Genomic DNA, 22922 nt, shown 5'->3' with positions numbered 1-22922 from the left:
ATAACATTATTTTTAAATCATTAGGGAAAAAAATATATTAATAAAATGTAAACACTCAGATAGGTATGCAAACTACCACAACAGATAATGAGCATCACTAGTAAACAAATCAACCCTTAACATGGGATGCTAGTTGATGATTAGTGAGTTTTGCCAATGTCTGTTGTTTCTGCTATCACTGTTACCGTTCCTGCCACAACTGCGAATTTGGGGCCTGGTTTTGATTGCATCGGTGCAGCTTTAAAGCTGTACAACGAGTTCAAGTTCACTCGCCTAGAAGAGGGTGGGTTAATTATTAATGTCACTGGTACAGAAGCTAAACGAGTCCAAACTGATGAGAGCAATCTCCTCTATCAAGCGTTTGTCAAGTTTTATCAACATATAGAGCAGACGCCGCCGACTGTGAAAATAGAGATTAAATTGGGTGTCCCACTGGCGAGAGGTTTGGGTAGTTCGGCGACAGCAATTGTTGGTGGGTTGGTTGCTGCTAATCAACTCGAAGGTGCGCCTATGAGTCAGTCACAGGTGATGGAGTTAGCGATCGCAATGGAAGGACATCCTGATAATGTAGTTCCAGCTTTGTTGGGAGGATGTCGTCTTGCTGCTACCAGTGGCGCAGGTTGGGAAATTTGTGATGTTCCCTGGCATAAAGATGTTGTCCCAGTTGTGGCTATTCCTAATTTTGAACTTTCCACTTCAAAAGCGCGGGGCGTTCTTCCAAATGAAGTGAGTCGTGCGGATGCGATTTTCAATACAGCCCATTTGGGCTTATTGTTACGCGGCTTGGAAACTGGTAATGGACAATGGTTAAAGACAGCTTTACAAGATCGATTGCATCAGCCCTATCGCAAAGCTTTGATTCCTGGTTATGATGCTCTCAACATTGCAGCCGTTAGTGCTGGTGCTTATGGTATGGTGATTAGTGGTGCGGGGCCGACACTGTTAGCTTTGGCGGATAAGTTACACTCAAAGGCTGTGGAGGCGGCGATGTTAGCTGCTTGGCAAGAAGAAGGAATTACAGCCGAGGTGCGATCGCTTTCTCTAGATACCCAAGGCGCAAAAAGCTTTTAATATTTTACTCAGCACTTAAAACTCGATTTATGCAGCAAACTCAGGCTGAAATAGCGGCGCTTAACTCTCAAATTCAGGCTCTTTTAGAAGAACGCGCTGCACTCACTATTAATAATGTCATCTCTGGCGAGAATGATTCACCCCAGGCAATGGTGGAAGCTTACCGCCGTCAAGCCAGAGAAAATGCCCAATTATCAGTTGAACTCCAAGGCATAGATGCAGCGATCGTCGCCCTGGAAGCCCAGATAAAACAAAAACAAGGTAAGTTAGTGCGTTGGCAAGGTGAATCCAAACAACTTATCCAACAGCAGCAGCTAGAGGAAGCGAAAGAAGTGGCTCAGGTACATGCTCAACGCATTAATCAACTAGCAAGTGAACTGGCCGCAGAAGTCCGTTTTCTTAAGGCTTGTGCCAATCAACTGAGTCCAATGTATTGGCAGATTTATTACAAGCCCTTTATTACAGGCTTTAAAACAATCTCCGTTCCCTATGTCCGCTCTGATGGGGAAGTATGGACAATTGTCAACCGGATTGTTTAATGCTTTACCCTTTTCGTTGGTATGCAATACATATTTACAGCAATTTTAAGAAAGATGTGACTAATGCATAGCAACTTTGAGAGAGGGATTTAGGCTCAGGGGCCAAAGATATTTCTCCCAAAATGGGATGCTCAAAGATAAATGCTGGCTTTCCTCACAAATTCCTCAAATTGTTTTGCTATAAATATAAATATAGGGCGAAACCCTTTAAGAGATTTAAAATTCAGAAGTCGCTAAACATAGTTGAGGGATTAGTCATTTTGACAATCCAGCATCTGGAAACCCGAAACCGTAAAGACCAATAACCAATGAAATCGGAGGTCTATATGATGTTTAAAAAGATTCTAGTTGCATTAGATCGCTCGGAAATAGGGCAACAGGTTTTTGAGGAAGCATTGGATTTAGCAAAGTTAACACAAGCTAGCTTAATGTTACTTCATGTCCTATCTTCTGAAGAAGAGGGTAGTCCTTATGTACCTATGCTGTCTAATATGGACTACTATCCAGGATTGGCCAATCAAAGCTTTGAGTTATACCAACAACAGTGGGATACCTTTAAAAATTTAGGAATCCAGATGTTGCAATCTTTCTGTGCTCAAGCAAACACAGCAGGCGTGACTACGGAATTTACACAAAATGTTGGTAATCCTGGTCGCATTATTTGTGATTTAGCGCATAGTTGTGGCGCTGACCTAATTGTTATGGGGCGTAGGGGTCATTCTCGGTTGATGGAACTATTTCTCGGTAGTGTGAGTAACTACGTTCTTCACCATGCTCCTTGTTCAGTGCATGTTGTGCATCTTTCAATTACTCCTAAAATAGATGAAGTTGTCAAAGAAACTACAAGCGCTTTCAGCGTTAACTAACTACTAAGCTATTCCACATCTAACTTGGATAATTAGAGTGGGCAAAACTTTGGCGTGATGCTATGCAAAATTATAGTTGAGAGCGAAAAGTGGATCTATGAAAGAAGATACTAGCAAAATCGCTGGTTTTCATGCACATGTTTACTTCGATCCTGCGAGTCAGGATGTAGCTGCGCGTATACGCGAAGGATTAGGCGCTAGGTTTGACGTGCAACTCGGACGCTGGTTTGACAAGCCCATCGGGCCCCATCCAAAAGCGATGTATCAAGTTGCTTTCTTACCGAATCAGTTTGATAAAGTCGTTCCTTGGTTAATGCTCAATCGTGAGGGATTGGATATTCTCGTCCATCCTGAGACCGGGAATGCTGTGGCAGACCACGCAGTTCATTCCCTATGGTTAGGAGAAAAGCTAGATTTGAATATTGAGTTTCTTCAACAGCTTAGTCCGACTTTATCCAATTAAGGAAAGTAAACGACGTTGTTGGGTAAAAGTTTTGGTTTGAGGCGTGAAACTTTTTCTATTGTGACTAATTCTGGTGAAATTGAAAAAGTCCAATTTCTTAATCAATAAAGGTTTTAGGTTTCAGCCTATGCGTAGGCGCTTTAGCGGTTTGCTACAAGTGTAATAAAGGAAAAATGCATAAAGTCGAGGCTCAGACCATGACTAAAACTTAAGCTACAGCAGATTGCAACTTGGTGAAGCAGCGCGGTCTTCTCTACGAGACGCTACGCAAAGGGGGTTTCCCCCATGAGCGACTGCTGTTAGCGCAGCGTTAGCGACGCAGGAGAAAGTTGGTTTACCTTCCCAATTGGACATTACAGAAATATTTTTGAAAAAATTAATAAGATTTCATATTGGCAGCATTGGTGGAAATTAGAACACTGGCAAGACCCGAGTGGCACAATAGTAAAAACTAATCTTTTAAGAAATGTAATTGATCAAAAAGAAGTTGCTACTCAGTTCCCCCTTGATGAGAGGATAATTGTATCAAGAGAGCATTTCAAGACGCGATTTATAGCGTCTCTACATCAAGATTTTGTTGCTCATTCTGAACTGTATTGAACTCTAGAACTGAAGCAACTGGTTGACTTTAATATTTAGTCATTCGGTATTTGCTTGAGTAAAGCTATCCACATATCAGATGGAGCGGAGTAGTAATCAATTTCTTCAACTTGATATTGATAAGATTCACAACCTTCTCGTAAAATAATGCGATCGCAAGCTTTAACGCTTTTCCCTACTCCAGTCATGTACCCGATTGTTCCTTCATTGAGGCGCTCAAATATGTAGTCGCCTCCACAAAGTTGTTGTCTGTAATCATGGATTTTATTCTTTTGTTTTAATTCTGTTACTGGAGAGATAACCAGAGCTAATTTATTTAAAAAACTAAAACTTAAGTTCATACCTGTTCTGATTGAAGAGAAGGCACTTAAAAACATTTAAAAAATAGAACTTATAATTAATTTAAAAGCCGATTCTTTTAAATTTACAGTACTATTAACCGCAGATTCAACTGTAAAATCACCTAACTGTTGGACGAGATTTGGTGAGATATAAGTTTTTTGCTTAACTATCTAGTATTAATTAATAAGCTTTTTATGTCTTGAAAATGTCATATATGTATATATTTTAATATCAATATAATTTAGTCACTACTTGTCATGACTAGAGCTACATCTATCTGCTTCAGTAGTACTTCTAGGGTAGAAGAGTTATCTAAAACGACATCTGCATGAGCCGCTTTTTCTTCGATGGATAATTGGCTGTTAATCCTGGCTCGTGCCTGTTCTGTATTTAAATGGTTTCGTTGTATCAATCTTTGTAGTTGTTGCTCTTGGGAACAACGCACTACCCAGATTTCTGTTACCAAATCAGTCATCCCAGCTTCAAATAATAGAGGCACTACTAACACCAGTATTTGTGACGAAGACTGAGCAATTGCTTTGAGGAAGCGATCGCGCACATCAGGGTGAATCAAATTGTCTATCCAGTTGCGTTCATCTTGACGATTAAAGATAACTTCACCTAGCTTTTGGCGGTTGAGGCTGCCATCTGGTAATAAAATTTGTTCGCCGTAACGTTGAGCGATCGCACCCAAAATAGGCGAACCTAAAGATACTGCCTCTCTAGCATAAATATCTGCGTCCAAAATCGGCAGGTTATAAGTGCTAGCTAAATAATTGGTGACAGTGGTTTTGCCTGTGGCAATACCTCCAGTTAAGCCGATTATACGTTTTGTCATTGGACATTGGGCATTGGGCATTGGGCATTGGGAAAGAGGAGGCAGGAGGCAGAAGGCAGAAGTTCTTTAATTTTGAATTTTGAATTTTGAATTTTGAATTGATTTCTCCCTCATCTAAGAATTTGTCGCCCATGCGATCAGTGCTTGGGTTAAACCATCTAAAGTATATTCTTGGGCTTCTACATCCACACGTCCGAATAAATCATGGCAAGTTTTGGATGTTTGGGGGCCGATAGAGGCAATACAAACTCCCTCTAAGACTTGGCTAGCATCAGAGTTGTTGGGAAATATATTATTAGTAAGTTGACAGAAAAATTGTACGGTTTTAGAACTGGCAAAGGTAATCACATCTACCTTGCGGTTTTGGAGAGCTAACTTTGCCGCAGGTGGAATACTACTAGGACAACAAGATTGATATGCCGCAACTTCTATCACTTTTGCTCCCTTGAGAGTTAATTCCTTAACTAAAACTTCTCTACCGCCGCTTTCAACTCTGGGAAATAACACCTTTTTACCATCTAATTTATCTGGGAAATTTTCCACTAAAGAATCGGCAACAAAGTTGGGGGGAATAAAATCTGCTTGCAGAGAGCGTTGTTTGAGACTTTGGGCTGTTTTCTCACCAACGACGGCAATTTTGATGCCAGCTAAGGCACGGCTATCTTTACCTTGGGTAGTTAGCCTTTCAAAAAAGTAGTCTATGCCATTGGTAGAAGTGAGAATTAACCAGTCGAAGTCAGATAAATGAGCGATCGCACGATCCAAAGCTTCCCAACTGGAGGGCGGGCCGATTTCTAAGGTAGGCATTTCGATGACTGTTGCACCTGATGCAATGAGGCGATCGCTAAATTGACTCGATTGGCTAACTGAACGTGTTACCAAGATCATTTTACCAGTAAGGGGAGATAGAGGGAAATTGCTTGACATAGCAGGGGGGCTAAAAGTTTTGGCTGTAGTCGAATCCTGACAATCTATTTTCTCAGGTTGTAAGTACTTACGTAGCCCAACAACTTCGCCAATTACAATTACTGCGGGGGAAAGGGGTAATCCGGCGGTTTGTTCCAGAATATTGCCCAGTTGCGCGGTCCAAATTTGTTGATCGGGAGTTCCTGCCCAACGGATGATGGCAATGGGTGTTAAGTGCGATCGCCCATGTCGCACCAGTTGATCTACAATCTCTGCTAGATGTTGCCCTCCCATCAAAATTACCAGTGTCTCTAAGCGTGACAGCGCCTCCCAGTCTAAAACCTCTGGTTCATGAGCTGTAAGCACTGCAAAAGTGCGGCTTAAAACCGGATCTGTTAGGGGAATTCCTGCCAATAAAGGTGCTGCAAGGGCTGAGGAAATTCCTGGTACTAGTTCAAAATCACAACTGGATGCTTTCAAAGCTTCAATTTCGGAAGTGCAACGCCCAAAAATCAGCGGATCGCCTGATTTGAGGCGTATAACTTGTTTTCCTTGCAGACAGTGCTTTACCAGTAACTTGTTAATCTGTGCTTGGCTTGTACTGGGTTTGCCACCGCGTTTACCGACATCTAACTTCAGGCAATCATCTGGTACGCACTGCAATAATTGAGCATCTACTAAAGCATCGTAGACTAACACTTGAGCAGCAGCTAAGAGTTTGTAAGCTTTTACTGTCAGGTATGCTGCATCTCCAGGCCCAGCACCTACGAGGTAGACTTTACCCCTTTCTTCAGTCATTTGTCATTTGTCATTTGTCAGTAGTTATTCTCCTCTGCTCTCCTGCTCCCAATGCCCAATGCCCAATGCCCAATGCCCAATGCCCCATGCCCCATGCCCCATGCCCTTTATTCAATTCGTTTGGGTATTAATTTTTTGGATTAGCCGATCGACTTGCTCAATCATCTCCTTGTTTTTCTCAGCTTGGAATAATTCTCTGGCTTTTTTGAGATTAATGATCGCTTCTTTTGGCTGTTGTTGTCTTCCCAAAGTGATTCCCAAATTATAGTAAGTGAATGCATCGTTGGGGACGAGGCTAATGGCTTTTTTGTAATGTGCGATCGCTTCTTGAGGTTTACCTCGATCGTCCATCGCATTTCCCAAACCTGTGTAAGCTTGTGCGTGTTTGGGATCGAGACGAATCGCTTCAGTATAGCCAGCGATTGCTTCTGTTAGCTTGCCTTGAGCGTAAAAAGCACTTGCTAAATTATAGTGAGCGTCTGCATAGTTGGGAGCGAAGCTGATGGCTTTTTTGTAATGTGCGATCGCTTCTTCTAGTTTGCCTTGAGCGTACAGAGTATTTCCCAAGGCATTATAACCTGCTGGATTTTTCGGAGCGAGGCGAATGGCTTCGGTATAGTTGGCGATTGCTTCTGCTGGCTTTCCTTGAGCGTACAAGGCGTTTCCTAAGTAATAGTAAGCGTCTGCATAGTTAGGATCGAAGCTAATAGATTTTTTATACTGAGTAACTGCTTCTGCTAGCTCACCTCGATCGTACAGAGCATTTCCTAAACGCGTGTAAGTCGGCGCATAGTCTGGTTTGAGGCGAATAGCTGCTGTATATTCGGTAACTGCTTCTGTGAGTTTGCCTTGAGCGTAGAGAGCATTTCCTAAGTTATAGTGAGCTTCAGCATACTTGGGTTCAAGGCTGATGGCTTTCTGATATTGGGCGATCGCAGGTTCTAACTGATTTAGTCTTGCTAAAGTCAAACCTAGATTAAAATATGCTCTAGAGTCTTGAGGATCGAGGCTAATGGCTTTATTGTATTGAGCGATCGCTTCTTGTGGTTTACCTCGATCGTCGAGAGTATTTCCCAAGGCAATATAAGCTTGTGCAAAATTGGGTTCTAATTCAATTGCCTTCCGAAAAGCCGCCTCTGCTCCTTTTAAATCTCCTTGTTTATAGAGATTGCTTCCTTGCTCAAAGTTAGCAACTGCGTTTTTGTTCCGAATAACTGCGGACTGAGTAGAGTTTTGAATTTTTGCTAAAATAACGCCAACATCTTTACCAAAGGCAGTATTCCCATTACTCAAACACAAGCAGATAATAGCTGCTATCAGTAGATTCTTGTTTTTCAGCATTTTTCTTACCTTACCTGCTTGGTTTACATATAATATCAAGTTCGGCTAATTGCGATCGTTAAAATACCCCATTTCAGCCCTTTCTTACTCTTAGAGGCTGTTTGAAAAGTTTTAGGAAGTCAAATTTTAAGCCAATCGCCTTAGCATAATACGGATCATGGCAAGATAGATAAACGTTTCCGATGTTTTGGGTAGTAACTTATAGTCTCTGACCAATCGCCGACACCCCATCAACCAACCGAAAGTGCGCTCTACCACCCAACGTTTTTTGAGCAACACAAAGCCCTTGGTTTGTTCTGATTTTTCCTTGTATTCTATTGGGTCTGGCTCTCCTCCAACATCTCGTCGCATTCTATGCCAACTCATATAAAAATTTATTAATATTCTTTTAATGGTTTCAGTGCTAACTTCAATATCCCATGATGATTTAATTTTTTGTAGCGTCTTTTTTAATTGTCTTAGCTCTTGTTCCGCCCACTCTCTAATTTCTGCTTCTTGTTCTGGCTTAAATATTCGTTTTCTACCTCTTCCTGGTTTATTATACAGTCTTACCATTCCCTCTGATTCCCAACGATTTATCCAGTTATATATTGTCTTGGAACTAACATTAAATATTGTCATTAATTCTTCTAACTCTATTCCCTGACAGACTAAAATTAATAAATGTGCTCTTTGACGCACATGATGATATTGACTTTGGCGATAGATGCGCTCCAACAGTTTCAGCGAAAGCGGATTGATTTCTCTCAAAAAAATCATTGAAACTCTTATTTTCATTTAAGCTAATCCTAGTTTAAATTGTATATTTATTTGTGTAATTAATTTGTTTAATTACTTATGATACGGCGGATAATAAGCAAGTTGTAACGTCAGTTGAGATGATGTGCTAAAATCTACAATCCGTTTCAGAAACTGAGTGCGACGAGAATGATTTTCCGGTAGATTATCCTGATTAATTACCAGTTTTTGAATATGAGCAAATCGGTGTTTGACAGTTTGCCACCAGCTTTCAAGCAAGTCAACAATACAATCAGCAGTTAATTTGGAAGAAACGAAGAATAAAAATAACTCGTTGTACTCAGGTATAAAAATGCCGTAGGGAATCAGAGTCGTCTCGGTCGGAAAATCGTGGTCTAATGAGGTAGTTGGCATTCGAGTTTTACCACCTCAGTCAAATTCTCCAATCTTGACTGCCACCTTCGATCAACGGATATCCGGAGAGTATGAGGGTCATTATCAGCAAAGCGTATTAATTTGCTCGACTTGTTCAAAAATGGCTTCTGTTTCTGGAATCTTCTTGATAGGCTTGGTTTTAAGAACTCGTTTTAAGAGACCTCTTGCATAAGTCGAATAGACCCCCCTTAATCCCCCCGATATATTGGGGGGAAACTTGAAATCTTGCCCCCTCCCCAACACATCGGGGAGGGTTGGGGAGGGGTGATTCAAGGATTTTTGCAAGAGGTCTAAGGTATAACCCAAATCATTCAATCGTCGTCGAATTGTCTCTGATGAAGGTAGTTCTTTGTCACTGTAACCAAATTATTCAATTAGTTGACGACGTACTTCACTGGCAGTCATGCGTGTATATAAGCGTGTACTCTTAAAGCTGGGGTCAGTTTGAGTTTGTGGGTCTACTAAAGAGTCGTCGGTCGCTTCCCTTGAGTTTTTTCGCTGTTTTGATGTAAAGAGATTTTAGGTTCTCGGTGAGTTAAATAACAGATTTTGGAGACATGAGGTAGGCTGCACACTGAAATTATCTTTCTCTGATCATAGGATCAATCATTCTGTGGAGTTCTCTTAATATTTAAGACTGTTAATATTTGCTTCTCAAACTGTTATAAGGCGTATTCTAATCATTCAAATCTTTTAATTTTGTAATAATATGAAGATATCGTGAAGAGTATTAACATCTCATTGTAGATTGTGGTATTTAAATAACTACAGTCAAAAAAAAAACAAAATTGACAAACTATTAGCAAAATTTGACAATTTTTTGAAGAATATTTACTTGTCTGTATAAACAGCTACGCTTTTAAAGATAAGGAGAAATTGATGATGGCAAAATTAAGGGCACCGCCCAGCCGGCAAGCAAGAACGGTGTCCAGTTCCCTAGGAAACCAGGGTTAGTGATATTATAACCAACCCAAATAAAACTGCCATTAAATTAAAACCAAACAGGTAATTTAGCTGCTGTGAAAATAAGTTCATAGTATAGATGGTGCTGAACTGCAAGTTTATCACTTACTCGCACAACTAAGTAAAATAGCGCTGTCCAGCCGGCAAGCAAGAGCAGCGTTCTTCTCTAGGAAATTAAGGAAATAGCTATGATTTCGCCTGAAGTACATTTCTCACCGATGCCTGCTGAGAGTCGTTCTGTCACGGTTGTGATTCCTGCCCATAACGAAGAAGGTAATTTGCAGCCTTTGCTGCTTTCTGTAGAAAAAGCATTTAAAAACATTGGCTTCACCTTACCAGTATTAATAATTGATGATGGCAGCACAGACAGTAGTCAAGAAATTTTGGCAAAGCTAATTAGGCAGTACACTTTTTTACAAGTAATTCGTCATCCCCAGATACGAGGGGTAACTGAAGTTTGGAAGACAGCCATCGCCAATGTCAAAACAGACTGGATTTGTTGGAGCCAAGCTGATTTGGAGTCTGATCCTGCAACCGACATTCCATTACTGTTGAATGCTTGTAAACCAGGAATAGATGGTGTTGCAGGTTGGCGACAGCAACGGGGAGATGGCAAAATTTTGGCATCTAAGTTTGCTAACACTGCCTGTAAATTAGCTTTTGGACTCAAGATCCACGATATGAACTGGATTAAGCTGGTACGTCGGGATTTACTAGTAGACTTACAGGTTGAAGTGACTACTCACCGCTATCTTCTTGCCATTTTAGCTGCAAAGGGGCATCGCATTACTGAGGTGCCAACACCTTGGTATCCCCGCTTTTCAGGTAAGAGTAAGTTTGGTCGCAAGCGCTTAGTTTCGTCTGCGATCGACTTTTCTAAAACTTGGTGGTGGTTTTACTTTCAACACCGTCCAATTCTACCGATGCGCTATTTTTTAGCAATTTTAGCAGCCACTAAAGTGGGATTTTGCGCTGGTCGAGAAGAGTTTTATATGCAGATTAAAACAGAAGCAGGTGGCTAGTGCCGCTACATGTAATTAAAAGTTCAAAATACTTGTAAGATAAGCTTTTCGTACTGTTTGAGGCAGTAATAGAACCGTTAATTGCTTCCCGACCATTTTGACAGAGGTAGTACAGACACTATGGTTTTTCAAGGTAAACACCTCCTCGTTATAAGTTCAGTCTATCCCGAAACTGTTGATGCCAATCATGGCGCTTTTGTTCGAGAGGCTATTGTGCGATTGCAACAACCAGAAATAAAATTTACAGTTTTTGCTCCCGCCTATGAAGGTAGTAAATCTTGCATATTGGATGGAGTCAAGGTTTATCGTTTTCGTTACTGCCTCAAACGTTTTGAAAATCTAGTTCGAGATGGTGCGCCTACTAAACTCAAGCGTCAGCCTCTTTATCTGTTTGTTGCTGCTTTATACATTTTACTGGGAACTTGCCAGCTGTTTTGGGTGTGTTGCAAAGAAAAGCCAGACCTATTACAAGTTCACTGGCCTTTTCCACACGGATTAATGGCATTACCTGCTAGTAGAGTATTAGGCATTCCGATGGTTTTCAGTTTTCATGGTGCTGAACTCCTGTTGGCAAATAGGTTTGGCTTTGTAGCAAATGTTTTACGCTGGATGATACCAATGAGTGCGATCGTCACAGCTAATTCTTCGTTTACGCAAGGATTAATCCGCAAACTTTATGATAGACCAGTCACTATCATTCCCTATGGAATGACAATTGAGGTCAAACCCTCAAAACTTCGTCCTGAAGGAGCAGATCCCAGACTACTTTTTGTCGGTAGGCTAGATGAACGCAAGGGGCTGCGGTATCTATTAGAAGCACTACCTACTGTGTTGCAGCATCAGCCTGTCCGTTTGAGAATTGTTGGGAAAGGCATTTTAGAGTCAGAAATCAGAGCGCAATGCCAAGCTCTAGGTTTAGAAGATGTGGTAGATTTTTTAGGCTTTGTTACTAAAGAAGAACTGGCAGACGAGTACGCTTCCTGCGATATATTTGTATTGCCTGCGATTATAGATAGCAAAGGCGATACAGAAGGCCTGGGCATTGTGATGATTGAGGCTTTAGCCCATGAAAAGCCAGTAATTGCTAGTGCCGTTGGCGGAATTATAGATGTAATTAGGTCTGGCAAAACTGGATTACTTGTACCAGAAAAAGACCCATCTATTCTAGCTAAGGCAATTATAGGACTATTAGCGAATCCTGAACAAGCCAGTGAAATGGGGCGCAAAGGTTTTCAAGATGTGCAGAGTCGCTTTAGCTGGTCTAAGATTACTCCCCTGTGGCAGCAAACATTTGCTACAGCATTGGGAATAAACAGAGCTTTGAACACTACCGAAGAGCAGCTAAAACCTAACCTATAAGACAGTTAAAAAATTCAAAACAGTTTCAGACAAGGATTTAGAATCAACTGAAACAAATCACATATAGACGAGAAGGAATCAGACCCAAAACCTACGGATTACGTTAGTGCAAGGTTAGTGATTTTTCTCCTGTCAGAAACGCTATGCTAACGGGACTTAAACATTTTTGAGGCAGAAATAAGCCTCAAACCCATACAGGGCAAGGAAAATATACCAAAGGCTCAAAAATGCTTGAAACCCAGATATATCAATAAACTAGGCAAAACGATGTCAAAATCTCTCTGTATATACATTTGAGTGTTTTTTCTGCCTATTTTTTGTCTAAGTCCCACTAACGAGCATCATTACGAATTACGAATTAGTATTATGCCTTGTGCAATTAATCCAAATGTATATAACAGAGTCAAAGATTGGGCAGTGTTGTATTATAATGCAGTTCCCTTTTCTTATGTGGTCATCGACAATTTTTTAGATGAATCTTTAGCAGAAGCTTTGGTACAAGATTTTCCAGATATTTTTGAGATGAATCTTTCTCATCATTATCTATTTGCTAAGAAATATGAGCTAGGAATTCGGAAAAGAAAATCTGATTCTTTTCAAAAACTTTATGAAGAATTAACTTCTAATAGACTAAGATTGTTTATTAAAGAAATTGTCAATGAAGATTTATTTGTTGACCGTGAATTATGTGGAGATATCCATCTTGGTCTCAACGGCGGCTTTTTAGATATACACACAGACTTCAATCTACATCAATTAAAAGATAACTGGCTACATAGTTTAAATATTATTATCTATTTAACTAAAGATTGGAAAGAAGAGTTTAGAGGACAACTTTTATTAAAATCAGGATTGAAAGGGGTAACCCATCAGATTTATCCTCGGTTTAATCGCTGCATTATTATGCAATCAGATGATACTACTTATCATGGTTACAGCCAATTGAAACTACCTGATGGTTTAACTCGTAAATCAATTCTTGTTCCCTTATACAAAGAAGAATTGTTTCAGAAATTACCACCTAGACATCTAACAAATTTTGCACCTGAACAAGGCTCTGGTTTAAAATATAGCCTAGCCAATTTTTACAATTCCATCACAGTATTAAAAGCTCGGATAAAACGGCAAGTCAGTAAAAGTAGTTAACAGTTGATGTAGTAAAAACTTCCAAATAGGACTAGAAATTATGCTTTAAAGTAACTTGTAAATTTTCTTATGTCAATACTGTTTTTATTAAGAAAGTAATGCAACTCAGACCTTTTTTATCTCGTGGAGTTTTGACTACTCTGGTATTAGCACCCTTAGTTTTGATGGGGGTTCTTTCAGTAAATGTTCTTTTACCTGCTTTAAAAGATCCAGAGTCAAGAATTTATTCTTCCAGTATTGGTTATCCATCTATGCAACGTCTGATAGGCAAACCCATTCAAGTGCAGACTTTCCCAGTAGCTCTCACAAATTTAGAAGAGAGTTTAGCCGCTCCAGGTGAATCAGTTCCTTTACAACAAGTAGACGTACGCTCTCAGGTATCGGGAAAAGTAGAAAAAGTATACGTGACAGAAGGGCAGTTAGTACGTCGAGGTCAACCTCTGATCCAGTTACAACAAAGTCCATTTGAAGATAGTGTAAATGCAGCACGTAACAATCTGACCACGGCTCAAAAGAATCTTCAAACTTTGCAAAGCACTGTACCAGGAAGATTATTAGATTTAAAAGCAAATTTTAGGTCAGCTCAAGCTAGGCTAGATGCTGCAAATACTAGACTAAAAGCAATTGATAATTTAGCAGATGATGAATACAAAAATAATATTGCTGCTGCTAAAGTGAGATTAAGGACAGCTGGAGAAAAACTCAAACAAGTGAAATTATTAGCTGAGCAAGGAGCAATTGCCAAGTTTCAGCTATATGATATGCAAGATGTTTACGCCACTCGCAAACGTGAATTAATAACAGCACAACAAGGAGTTTTGAATACTGAAACTCAACGTTTTACTAATCAAGATTTCTCAATTACTCGGCAAAATGAATTCATATCTGCTAAACAAGCTTTAGAACTTACTCAGGATAATTTAGATAAAGAATTAGCGAATGCTCGCTTAGCCTTGGATAACAGAAGAATAGAACTTCAAGAGTCTTTAAGAGACTTAAATAGGACAATAATTTATGCCAGTACAGATGGATTAGTTAGCCAAATCAATATCCATATTGGTGAATTAGCGGATTCACGCTACCGTGATTCTTTAATGACTGTGACTCAAAATACTGTATTCAAGGCTTATATTGATCAAGCGCGACTTAATTCTGTCAAAATTGGCGATAAGGCTACAGTTCGGTTAGTAGCATATCCAGGACGAACCTTTGAAGGAAGTGTGATTCAACTCAACCCCACAGTCAAAACTGAGGCAAATAAAACTACTAAAATTGGAGTTGATCGACAGTACACATATTCTGTTTGGGTTGCGGTTAACGACTTAAAAATGGCTCCAGGATTGCAAGGCTACGTTAAGTTTGAGCAAAACATAAAAAGTTTAGTCATACCAGAAAGTTCAGTTACACATTTGTCTGCTGGTGAGGGTATGGTGATGGTTGCTGAAGAAGGCAAAGCTATTGTCAAAAAAGTGAAGTTAGGTAGGGTATTTGATAATCAACGAGAAGTGCTAGAAGGTTTAAAAGAAGGAGAACAGGTAGTGCCTTCTTCTAGAGCTTTAAATCCAGGCGATCGCCTAAACACCAAATCTGCATCATTGCCAATCGCAGAGAGAAATTAACAGATGAATCAAAGTTATTGGACTTACAGATTTTTTGCCTTTACTAATTGGTTTAATCGAGAAAGGATTACTCTGTTAATTGGCTCTATTTTACTATTACTAGGAGCCATCTATCCTTGGTATCGGTTACCTCCAGAAACCCTAGAAGCATTCGGTACAAATCTATTTTCGGCAAATGCTGTGAGAGTGCCATTAGCTTTGTGTGCGATCGCAGGTTTTACTTACACTTTTGTATTTCATGTTCGACAAGCTCCACGCTTAGTTTTTTGGGGTGTATTAATACCAATATTATTTTTTCCCTATTTCATTACAACTTGGTCACCTGCTGTATCTTTTGTTGCAGCAGAATACTATAACCAGGGAGAAAAAGTATCATCTCATGTAGATAAAAATTTTTCAGAAGTTCAAGCTCAATGGAAACAGAATATAGTTTTAGATAATCCAGATATTCCTACTTCTAGTTTTGGCATAAAAATTGAGGATAGCCGATTTTTTCAACTTCCATCATGGGATAAAGTTATCCTTGAAGGATTTGGTTATAAAAATAGTTTTTTTGCTTTTATTGGACAAGGTTGGAGCTTCAGCCTGATTGGAGTGCTGATTTGCCTAATGGGCCTTTATCTAGCCTGCGAACAGCAGGGAATCAATTCTCTAACTAAAGATATGAAAATATTAGTGCCTGTGAGCATACTATTATTTTCTGCTATTTTAGGCTCTCATATTTATTTTAATATTGTTAATTATCAATTAAATGTGCAGTTTGCCAAAGGTGAATATTCTCAAGTAGTAAACACCAGCCAAGTTTTAACAAGATTGTATCCACCTTTGCAGGGAGATGAAGAGTTTTTAGAGCGTCTGGCCAGAGCAGAGTTATATACAGATGTTGCCGAACCAGGATTAATTAATTTCATTCAGGGTCTAGAAAATTATAAAAATAGTAATTTTCTAGAAGCAGAGAATTATTTTAAAAAATCTTTAGAGATTAAACCTAACCGCTTTTTAGTAAGAGGATATTTGGTGGCAGCCACTTTAAATAGAGGTGTTAATTATTTCAACGAACCTAATACTAGAAATGCGGGCACAGCAGCAGATATTTTTGAAAAAGCATTCAGCATATTTCCGGGTCATGTTGAGGCTTTATATGACCTGATGCTAGCCAGGGTTGTTAATGGAGAATTTCAGAAATCGGCTGAAGTTGCTAAACAAATCATAAATGGGCAGAAGTACTTTCAAGAACCAGGGATTGGTTTAATGGGACAAGCCTATGTCCATCTAACTTGGGCTGAATATAACAAAGGCAATATTAGTAAAACCTGGGAAAGATACCGTCAATCGGTTGACACCAAAGCTTGGGATGAATCAGGAGTAGAGGAATAATAATGGAACGTTCAGAGCGTTGGTTGCCATTGGGGTTGATATTAGCTTTAGGATTATTACTGGGAAGTTTGATGTTTTCTATTTGGGAGAAAATACCTACTTCTCTAGAGCGCGTAAATTGGTCACAACAAGCCCAATGGATTGCCCCTCAAACACCTAATTACCGTTTTTATACACGTAATACTTTCAGTTTACCTAATAATGCAATAGCAGCTTGGCTACGAATAAGTGCTGATAATGACTTTACCTTATATGTAAATAACAGAGCTATAGCAAGAGAAAATAGTGTTCTCAATAATTCTCTTGGATTAAGTGCAGGATTGAGAATACCTTTTCAAGACATTAATGATAGTAATCATTACAATACTAAAACATCAGTCAATTATTTACTGGCTAGTTCCAATGACTGGAAATTAACAGCTTATATAGACATAACTCATCATTTACGCCCAGGTAAAAATGTTATTGCATTAGAAGTTCAAAAGGGACAAACTAATCCTCGTGTAGTTGTTGAGGGAGCTGTTTATCCTACAGATGATGCTACAGCGATTAGTTTGTCAACGGGAGAAACTACCTGGAGAGTTTCTAATCTGTCAGAAACTCGTCAATCTCTCCAATGGTTTGACCAAGATTTTTCAGATGAAAATTGGCCAGAAGCTAAGGTACTGGGTTCAGTTCGAGAAGCAACTTACAGTCGCTTAAGTAAAAATTTGTTTGACCGTCCTCTACAGGGGAATTGGATTGCAGGAAATCAAAGTTCTGAAGGGCAAGCATGGCTCAGAGGTAGTTGGCAAATACCAACAGATCGGATTTCTCGCGCCTACATTCGATTTGCTGGGCAAGGTGCATATTCTCTGTTAATCAACGGCAATCTTGTTAATAGTTACAGAAACGAAAATAGTAACCAACTCCATCTTTTAGAAATTACAAGGTTTCTCAAACCTGGAAATAATACATTAGCTGTAAGCTTAATTAGCTCACTAAATACCGTATCAACAGGGACTAATTCTATTAGCCCTAATAATATTCTTAATTTCTTTCTCGATGGATGGGCAGAAACAACAACAGGCAAAATTCTTGGCGAAATTACCACTGATAATACTTGGAAAGGTTTAAATCAACCTGTATCTAGATGGACAGAAGGTGTAGGTAAGGATAAACCTGTAAGTCTTTTAGCTAAACCTAAAGCAGAAACTTTCCAACGCAACTTTGAAGGTAATGCCTATCTGCTCAATTACCCTAATTATTTATGGCATCAAAGTCTATGGTTAATAGGAGGAGTTGTCTTTGCAGTAATTTATGCTTCACTTTTAGGTTTATGGCTGGGATATGGGAATCGTTGGTGGGATAACTTTGTTGCAGGATCTGCAATACTTTCACCAAGTACTTTATTTTTAGCAGCTATTGGTTTACTAAAACACCGCTTTGCAGAAGCAGAAGTTGGTTTACTATTTGCCCAACCGCAAAGCAACTATGTAATATTGTTTGGATTTACAGCCATAATTGTATTGACATTAGTTTACATTCGCGTCAATAGAAAAATTAATAAATTACCTCTATCTTTTATTTGGTTCTCACTGGGTTTAGTAGCTTGTGTTAGTTTCAGCTTGGCATCGGGTGGAAATGTCTTTCTTGTCTTTAGTTTAGCGTTTGTAGCAGCGATTCTTGCCTACATTTTCGTTTTGATGCAGAGACGGGAACAATCACCAATCCGAGTATTGCAAGACAAATTTAATCTTATACAGCAGAGATGGCCTATTTGGGGCGAGTGGATATTTCTCATCCTCATCGTCAGTGTAGGGTTTGGGCTAAGGGTTTATAACCTTGGTTTTATAGATTTGGATGCCGATGAAAATACTTCCCTAGATGCTGCTAGGGGTATTCTTCGTACAGGCGCACCTATAGCTACTTCTAGTATTTGGTATACTCGTGGCCCTTTTTATCATTACTTGCTAGCTCTTTGGTTACGAGTAGTGGGAGATTCTATAGTTAATGCTCGCTTGCTATCTACGATTTGGGGTACAGTTACTCTAGTTTTAGTTTATATCTTTGCTCGTCAGCTTACTGGAAAGGCTTGGATTGCTGTATTAGTAACAGCAATTTTAGCTATCAACTCTTGGGAACTTTGGTATTCACGCAATATTCGTTTTTATCAGGTTCTACAATGCTTAACTATTCTATCTTTTTGGTCTTTCTTTAAAGGTTTTATTGAACAATCTGGAAAGCGTTATCAATATGTTTTCTTTATTGCTCTTACTTTAACCTTACTAACTCAAGAGATTAGCTTAACTCTATTGCCAGTATTCCTAATTGCTTTCCTTTGTTTTTATCGCCCATTTAGCTTATCTAAAGATTGGCATATAATTTTAGGCAGTATAGTTACTTTAGCTATTTTTATATATAATCTTGGTTTTGCTGCTATCCGCCTTTTAACTCCTCTGTCCGCTATATCTGATAGTACAAATGATTATCTGAGATTGCACTTTTCAGATATCACATTATTAATTTCCAATTTATTTATTGGTCCTGACAGATTGCAAAATACTTATACTGCTTTCTTTTTAGTGGGATTTATTTACTTTATCAGAAAAAATAATTATCAATTATGTTTTCTATTTAGTAGCACTCTTATTCAAATTTTGATAGTTACAATTATCAGTTATGGATTAAATGAGCGATATGTCTATGGAGTTTATCCATTATTCATTTTATTAGGTATTTACAGCGCAGTTTCTATAATAGAAACTTATGGTAGAAAATTACAGTCTCTTTTGAATGATTTGATTCCACTAAAAGCTATTAGTTTGGCTATAGTTTTTATTATATTTTTTATCGATATACAACCGACTCGAATCTTAGCTGGATATAACGAGGCTATCAATAGAAATAATACGTTTGTATTTGAATATATCCATGATCATAAACAGCCTTCTGATATAGTTCTCTCTCCTCTACCATCATTGGCAGTAATTAAATTAGGTAAACTTGATTACTTCTTAATGGGTACTGGCTATTTTGATGCTGTTTATTGGCATGAAGGTAAGTTAATTGACCGTTGGGCTGGTGCAACGGTAATTAGTAATTTAGACCAATTAAATCGTGTTTTACAAAGCTCCCACCGTGTATGGATTCATTTGGAAGATACTAGAGAAGGTAGATTCAACCGTGAAACTTGGACATATATTGCAACTTTGGGTAAACCAGTTCTAAATAGCTTCGGAACTCGTTTAAGGCTCTGGCAACCAGAAGATGGAATACCAAGTAGTGTATCTAATCAAGGTAAGGATTTAGGAGCTTACTAACACTTTTATATGACTCTTCTTTATTTTTGGGAAATTGACAAATTATTACATAATATATTATCTTTTTTTACCCTATTAAGTGTTCTCTATGCACTACCTATGCAAGTAATTTTACCAATCAAATCGGATGTTATAGATATGAGGATTTTATAGTGAAAATCAAACCAATAGTACTTTTTAAAACTGTTATTAGTCTAGGACTTATAATCTTAATATTCACTCATATAGATATTGCTAAAACTTGGAAACAGTTTCAGACTTTATCTTTGCCATTTGTTGCTTGTGTTCTAATTTATTACACAGCGTGTCAATGGTTGAGTTGTTGGCGATGGCTAGTTGTACTCCATTCCACTGGACATTCAGTACCGATGATTAGTCTCCTCAACAGTTATTTTGCTGGGATGTTTCTCAATATATTTCTCCCTGGTTCTTTTGGTGGAGATGCCTATCGTGTCTACCGATTAACAAAAGAAACTAAAGATTCTGAAGCTGCACTTGTATCTGTATTTCTAGAAAGATTTACAGGGCTTTTTGCTTTATCTGCTTTAGCTATATTAGGCTTACCTCCTGCCATAAGAGTAGTTGGACGTTGGGATATTATTCTACTTTTTTTTGGTTGTGTTATTTCTTTAGTTGGTGGAGTGCTTTTAATTGTTAGTCCTCAATTACTAAAAGTAGCAGAACCTTGGCTACAAAAACTACATTTGCAAAATTTAGGAGTACGCTTTGCTAAAATCCAAATGCTTTTAAGGCAATTTGCTCAACATCGCCAAGCTTTAGGTTTATCGATCTGTCTTTCTTTTTTATTAATGCTTGCTATAGTTTATTATCATTATCTCATAGCTCAACAACTAAAAATTCCTATTTCTTACCTGGAGCTTTTAGTTTTTATTCCGATCATAGCGGTAATTACGTTAATTCCTATATCTCTAGGGGGTCTTGGTGTAAAAGAAGGTTTATGGATTTACTTGTTCAATCGAATTGGTCTAACTGGAGAGCAAGCTCTTTTGTTATCTATTACCATGACAATGCTAGGTTGGCTATTAGCCTTACCAGGAGGAGTAATCTTACTATTAGATTCTGCTGGATTCCAGAAAATTAAGCAAGCAGATGATTCGCAAAATTCTTCTCGTTGAAATTCACTATATACTACATTTGATCTGAGGTACTTATGAACCGCTCTATTTTTCTAAAGATATATCCATATATTCTCAAAAAACGTTCTTTGTTTTTTAAACTAGGGACTCCCTATCTTTATATACGCTCACTCTGGTATGCTGGCAACGATGTTTTCTGCCCTTGCTGTGAAAGAAAGTTTCAAAAATTTTTACCTTTTGGCGCTCAGAAGCGACCTAATGCTATATGCCCTAGATGTTTATCTTTAGAAAGGCATCGTTTACTTTGGCTTTATCTCAAGAACAAAACAAATTTGCTTTCACAAAAACTCGAATTACTTCATGTTGCACCAGAATATCTTCTCAAAAAATCTATATCTAATCTGCCTAATATTAATTACCTCAGTGCTGATTTACAACCAAATGAAGCAATGGTGCAGATGGATATTACAGATATTCAATATCCAAATAATGTATTTGATGTAATTTTGTGTAGCCATGTTCTAGAACATATTCCTAACGATTGGCAAGCTATGGCTGAATTATGCAGAGTATTAAAACCTGGTGGCTGGGCAATTTTACATATCCCGCTTGATCCTAAGCTAGAGAAGACCCTGGAAGGAACAAGTGATTTATCACCTGAAGAAAGAGAACGGCTATTTGGTCATCATGATCATATGAGAATGTATGGTCGTGATTATAAAGAGAAGCTTGAAAAAGCTGGATTTACAGTAAAAGTTGATAGCTACGCGCAAGAATTGGGGATTGACAATATTCAAAAATTTGGCTTGATGCCAGATGAAGATATATATTATTGTACTAAGCCAGGATTGGTAGCTTAGTCTCTAGCTAAACAAGAATAGTAGCAGTAAATTTGATGGTAACATCTGTGGCTAAAAAAAGTTTTTTGCTTACACTGAGATATCTAGCATCTCGGTTCTCAATATTATTGTTATTGCAGCTAGCAACACAAATCGTCTTTATTGGTGCGACTCATAACAATAGTACTGTAAACGCTAGAATGCATCTATTGGTAAGGGAAAATAAACAAATTCCCATCAAACTTTCTGCAAAAACAGATTTTGAGCATGAATCAACTGATTTAATCGCCAATGTTATCTACCGACGTTTATCAGGTTTGCAGAAATCAATGATGCCTAATGGTGCTATTGCTGCAAACGTCCTTTGGATACGTCATCAGGCAAGAAGTTGGTATATTGAAGAGCAGCGATATGGGGAAGACTTAATCATTGGTGGGTTGGTCAAGAATGATCCACAAGCCATTGAAGCAGGATTTAAGATGTTTGATTGGGGGTTTGCCCACCAAGTTGATGATGGTAGCTTCTTTATAACGGGCGATCGCTTTCACAGTACATCCTTCTTTGTAGAAGCTGTTGCTCGTAGCCTTTTAGTAATACAACAATCCCCCTATGCAGAAAAGTATGCTGACCAAGTAGCCAAATATAAACCTTTGGTGCATCGTGCAGCTCGATGGATGATTAAGCCAAATATCTGGAAAATCGGAATCAGACGTAACAAACCATACACCCATCGTCGTTACTTAGTTGCAACAGCTTTAGGACTTACGGGTAAATTAACTGGCGATCAAGAACTGATTGAGTACGCCCATAAGTCTATTGAAGATGGTTTATCTCTGCAACGTCCAGATGGCGTTAACCCGGAAAAGAATGGACATGACAGTAGTTACCAGATGGTAGGTGTGATTTATGCCCAGCGATGGGTGACATACTTTCCGCAAGATGAAATAACGCCTAAAGTTGTAGCGATGATTAATAAATCGTTGCTATGGGAGCAGACAAGAATCTTGCCTTCTGGAGAAATTAGTACTCAGGGCAATACCCGCACCGCTGGACAGGAAAAAGGACGTTCTGGTAAGGTAAAAGGTATAGATAGAAAGTCAGCATTACGTGCTTTTGCTTACTGGGCATCTGTTACAGGTAATCCACAGTGGAAAGAAAACGCTCAGAAAATTGCAAAGTTTTACTATTGAATTTTTGATGGTAGTCTCACAATGGATATCCTGCGAGTTTGAATGCCACGTTACTTCAGTCGATGTCCTGG

General features: G+C 38.8%; 17 protein-coding genes and 4 pseudogenes. 13 read left to right on the top strand and 8 right to left on the bottom strand.

The genetic code is table 11. The features are described 5' to 3' along the window. Positions 1–156 precede the first annotated feature (156 nt). The 4 genes from thrB (at position 157) to HWQ40_RS11915 (ending at position 2939) form a co-directional block, all read left to right on the top strand. Complete coding sequence (gene thrB, locus HWQ40_RS11930) at positions 157–1071, top strand: homoserine kinase (protein WP_292777944.1); 915 nt, start codon at positions 157–159, stop codon at positions 1069–1071. A 29-nt stretch (positions 1072–1100) separates the two neighbouring features. After that, a complete protein-coding gene (locus HWQ40_RS11925; protein WP_292777942.1) occupies positions 1101–1610 on the top strand; it encodes a hypothetical protein in 510 nt (169 codons plus the stop codon). Positions 1611–1939: 329 nt separating this feature from the next. Further along, the gene (locus tag HWQ40_RS11920) at positions 1940–2476 is read left to right on the top strand and encodes a universal stress protein (protein ID WP_292778028.1); all 537 of its coding nucleotides are present in this window, start codon (positions 1940–1942) and stop codon (positions 2474–2476) included. Between the two features lie 97 nt (positions 2477–2573). Then, complete coding sequence (locus tag HWQ40_RS11915; RefSeq protein ID WP_292777940.1) at positions 2574–2939, top strand: DOPA 4,5-dioxygenase family protein; 366 nt, start codon at positions 2574–2576, stop codon at positions 2937–2939. Between the two features lie 635 nt (positions 2940–3574). On the opposite strand, the gene HWQ40_RS11910 is transcribed toward HWQ40_RS11915, so the two are convergent. The 8 genes and pseudogenes from HWQ40_RS11910 to HWQ40_RS11875 form a co-directional block, all read right to left on the bottom strand. Beyond that, positions 3575–3880, bottom strand: coding sequence for a hypothetical protein (locus HWQ40_RS11910; RefSeq protein ID WP_292777939.1), 306 nt, complete (start codon positions 3878–3880; stop codon positions 3575–3577). 242 nt (positions 3881–4122) lie between these two features. After that, positions 4123–4719 carry a dephospho-CoA kinase gene (gene coaE / locus HWQ40_RS11905; RefSeq protein WP_292777938.1) on the bottom strand — a complete coding sequence of 199 codons (597 nt, stop codon included), beginning with the start codon at positions 4717–4719 and terminating at the stop codon, positions 4123–4125. A 114-nt stretch (positions 4720–4833) separates the two neighbouring features. Further along, positions 4834–6423, bottom strand: a complete 1590-nt coding sequence (gene cobA / locus HWQ40_RS11900; RefSeq protein WP_292777936.1) for a uroporphyrinogen-III C-methyltransferase — start codon at positions 6421–6423, stop codon at positions 4834–4836. Between the two features lie 111 nt (positions 6424–6534). Continuing rightward, positions 6535–7764, bottom strand: a complete 1230-nt coding sequence (locus HWQ40_RS11895; protein WP_292777934.1) for a tetratricopeptide repeat protein — start codon at positions 7762–7764, stop codon at positions 6535–6537. Positions 7765–7890: 126 nt separating this feature from the next. Then, a pseudogene (locus tag HWQ40_RS11890) lies at positions 7891–8106 on the bottom strand (transposase); the annotation flags it as partial. A 48-nt stretch (positions 8107–8154) separates the two neighbouring features. Continuing rightward, positions 8155–8523: pseudogene (locus HWQ40_RS11885) on the bottom strand (helix-turn-helix domain-containing protein); the annotation flags it as partial. Positions 8524–8601: 78 nt separating this feature from the next. Further along, positions 8602–9093: pseudogene (locus HWQ40_RS11880) on the bottom strand (ISAzo13 family transposase); the annotation flags it as partial. Positions 9094–9228: 135 nt separating this feature from the next. Further along, positions 9229–9405 (bottom strand): annotated as a pseudogene (locus HWQ40_RS11875) (ISAzo13 family transposase); the annotation flags it as partial. A gap of 683 nt (positions 9406–10088) precedes the next feature. Here HWQ40_RS11875 and HWQ40_RS11870 point away from each other — a divergent pair. The 9 genes from HWQ40_RS11870 to HWQ40_RS11830 all read left to right on the top strand — a co-directional run bounded on the left by HWQ40_RS11870 (position 10089) and on the right by HWQ40_RS11830 (position 22851). Next, positions 10089–10922, top strand: a complete 834-nt coding sequence (locus tag HWQ40_RS11870) for a glycosyltransferase family 2 protein (RefSeq protein WP_292777932.1) — start codon at positions 10089–10091, stop codon at positions 10920–10922. Positions 10923–11042: 120 nt separating this feature from the next. Then, complete coding sequence (locus tag HWQ40_RS11865; RefSeq protein ID WP_292777930.1) at positions 11043–12281, top strand: glycosyltransferase; 1239 nt, start codon at positions 11043–11045, stop codon at positions 12279–12281. 366 nt (positions 12282–12647) lie between these two features. Continuing rightward, complete coding sequence (locus tag HWQ40_RS11860; RefSeq protein WP_292777928.1) at positions 12648–13427, top strand: 2OG-Fe(II) oxygenase; 780 nt, start codon at positions 12648–12650, stop codon at positions 13425–13427. Between the two features lie 98 nt (positions 13428–13525). Continuing rightward, positions 13526–15046: an efflux RND transporter periplasmic adaptor subunit gene (locus HWQ40_RS11855; protein ID WP_292777926.1), complete on the top strand. Its 1521-nt coding sequence runs from the start codon at positions 13526–13528 to the stop codon at positions 15044–15046. A gap of 186 nt (positions 15047–15232) precedes the next feature. Beyond that, positions 15233–16423, top strand: coding sequence for a hypothetical protein (locus HWQ40_RS11850; protein ID WP_292777924.1), 1191 nt, complete (start codon positions 15233–15235; stop codon positions 16421–16423). 2 nt (positions 16424–16425) lie between these two features. Continuing rightward, the gene (locus tag HWQ40_RS11845; protein WP_292777922.1) at positions 16426–19725 is read left to right on the top strand and encodes a glycosyltransferase family 39 protein; all 3300 of its coding nucleotides are present in this window, start codon (positions 16426–16428) and stop codon (positions 19723–19725) included. 152 nt (positions 19726–19877) lie between these two features. Next, complete coding sequence (locus HWQ40_RS11840) at positions 19878–20861, top strand: lysylphosphatidylglycerol synthase transmembrane domain-containing protein (RefSeq protein WP_292777920.1); 984 nt, start codon at positions 19878–19880, stop codon at positions 20859–20861. A gap of 35 nt (positions 20862–20896) precedes the next feature. Further along, positions 20897–21682: a class I SAM-dependent methyltransferase gene (locus tag HWQ40_RS11835; protein ID WP_292777918.1), complete on the top strand. Its 786-nt coding sequence runs from the start codon at positions 20897–20899 to the stop codon at positions 21680–21682. Between the two features lie 35 nt (positions 21683–21717). Then, on the top strand, positions 21718–22851 hold the full coding sequence (locus tag HWQ40_RS11830) for a hypothetical protein (protein WP_292777915.1): 1134 nt from the start codon (positions 21718–21720) through the stop codon (positions 22849–22851). The last annotated feature ends 71 nt before the right edge of the window (positions 22852–22922 follow it).

It is taken from the genome of Nostoc sp. NMS9 (genome assembly GCF_017114995.1).
Taxonomy (GTDB): domain Bacteria; phylum Cyanobacteriota; class Cyanobacteriia; order Cyanobacteriales; family Nostocaceae; genus Nostoc.
This window is presented reverse-complemented; position numbering and strand designations above follow the sequence as displayed.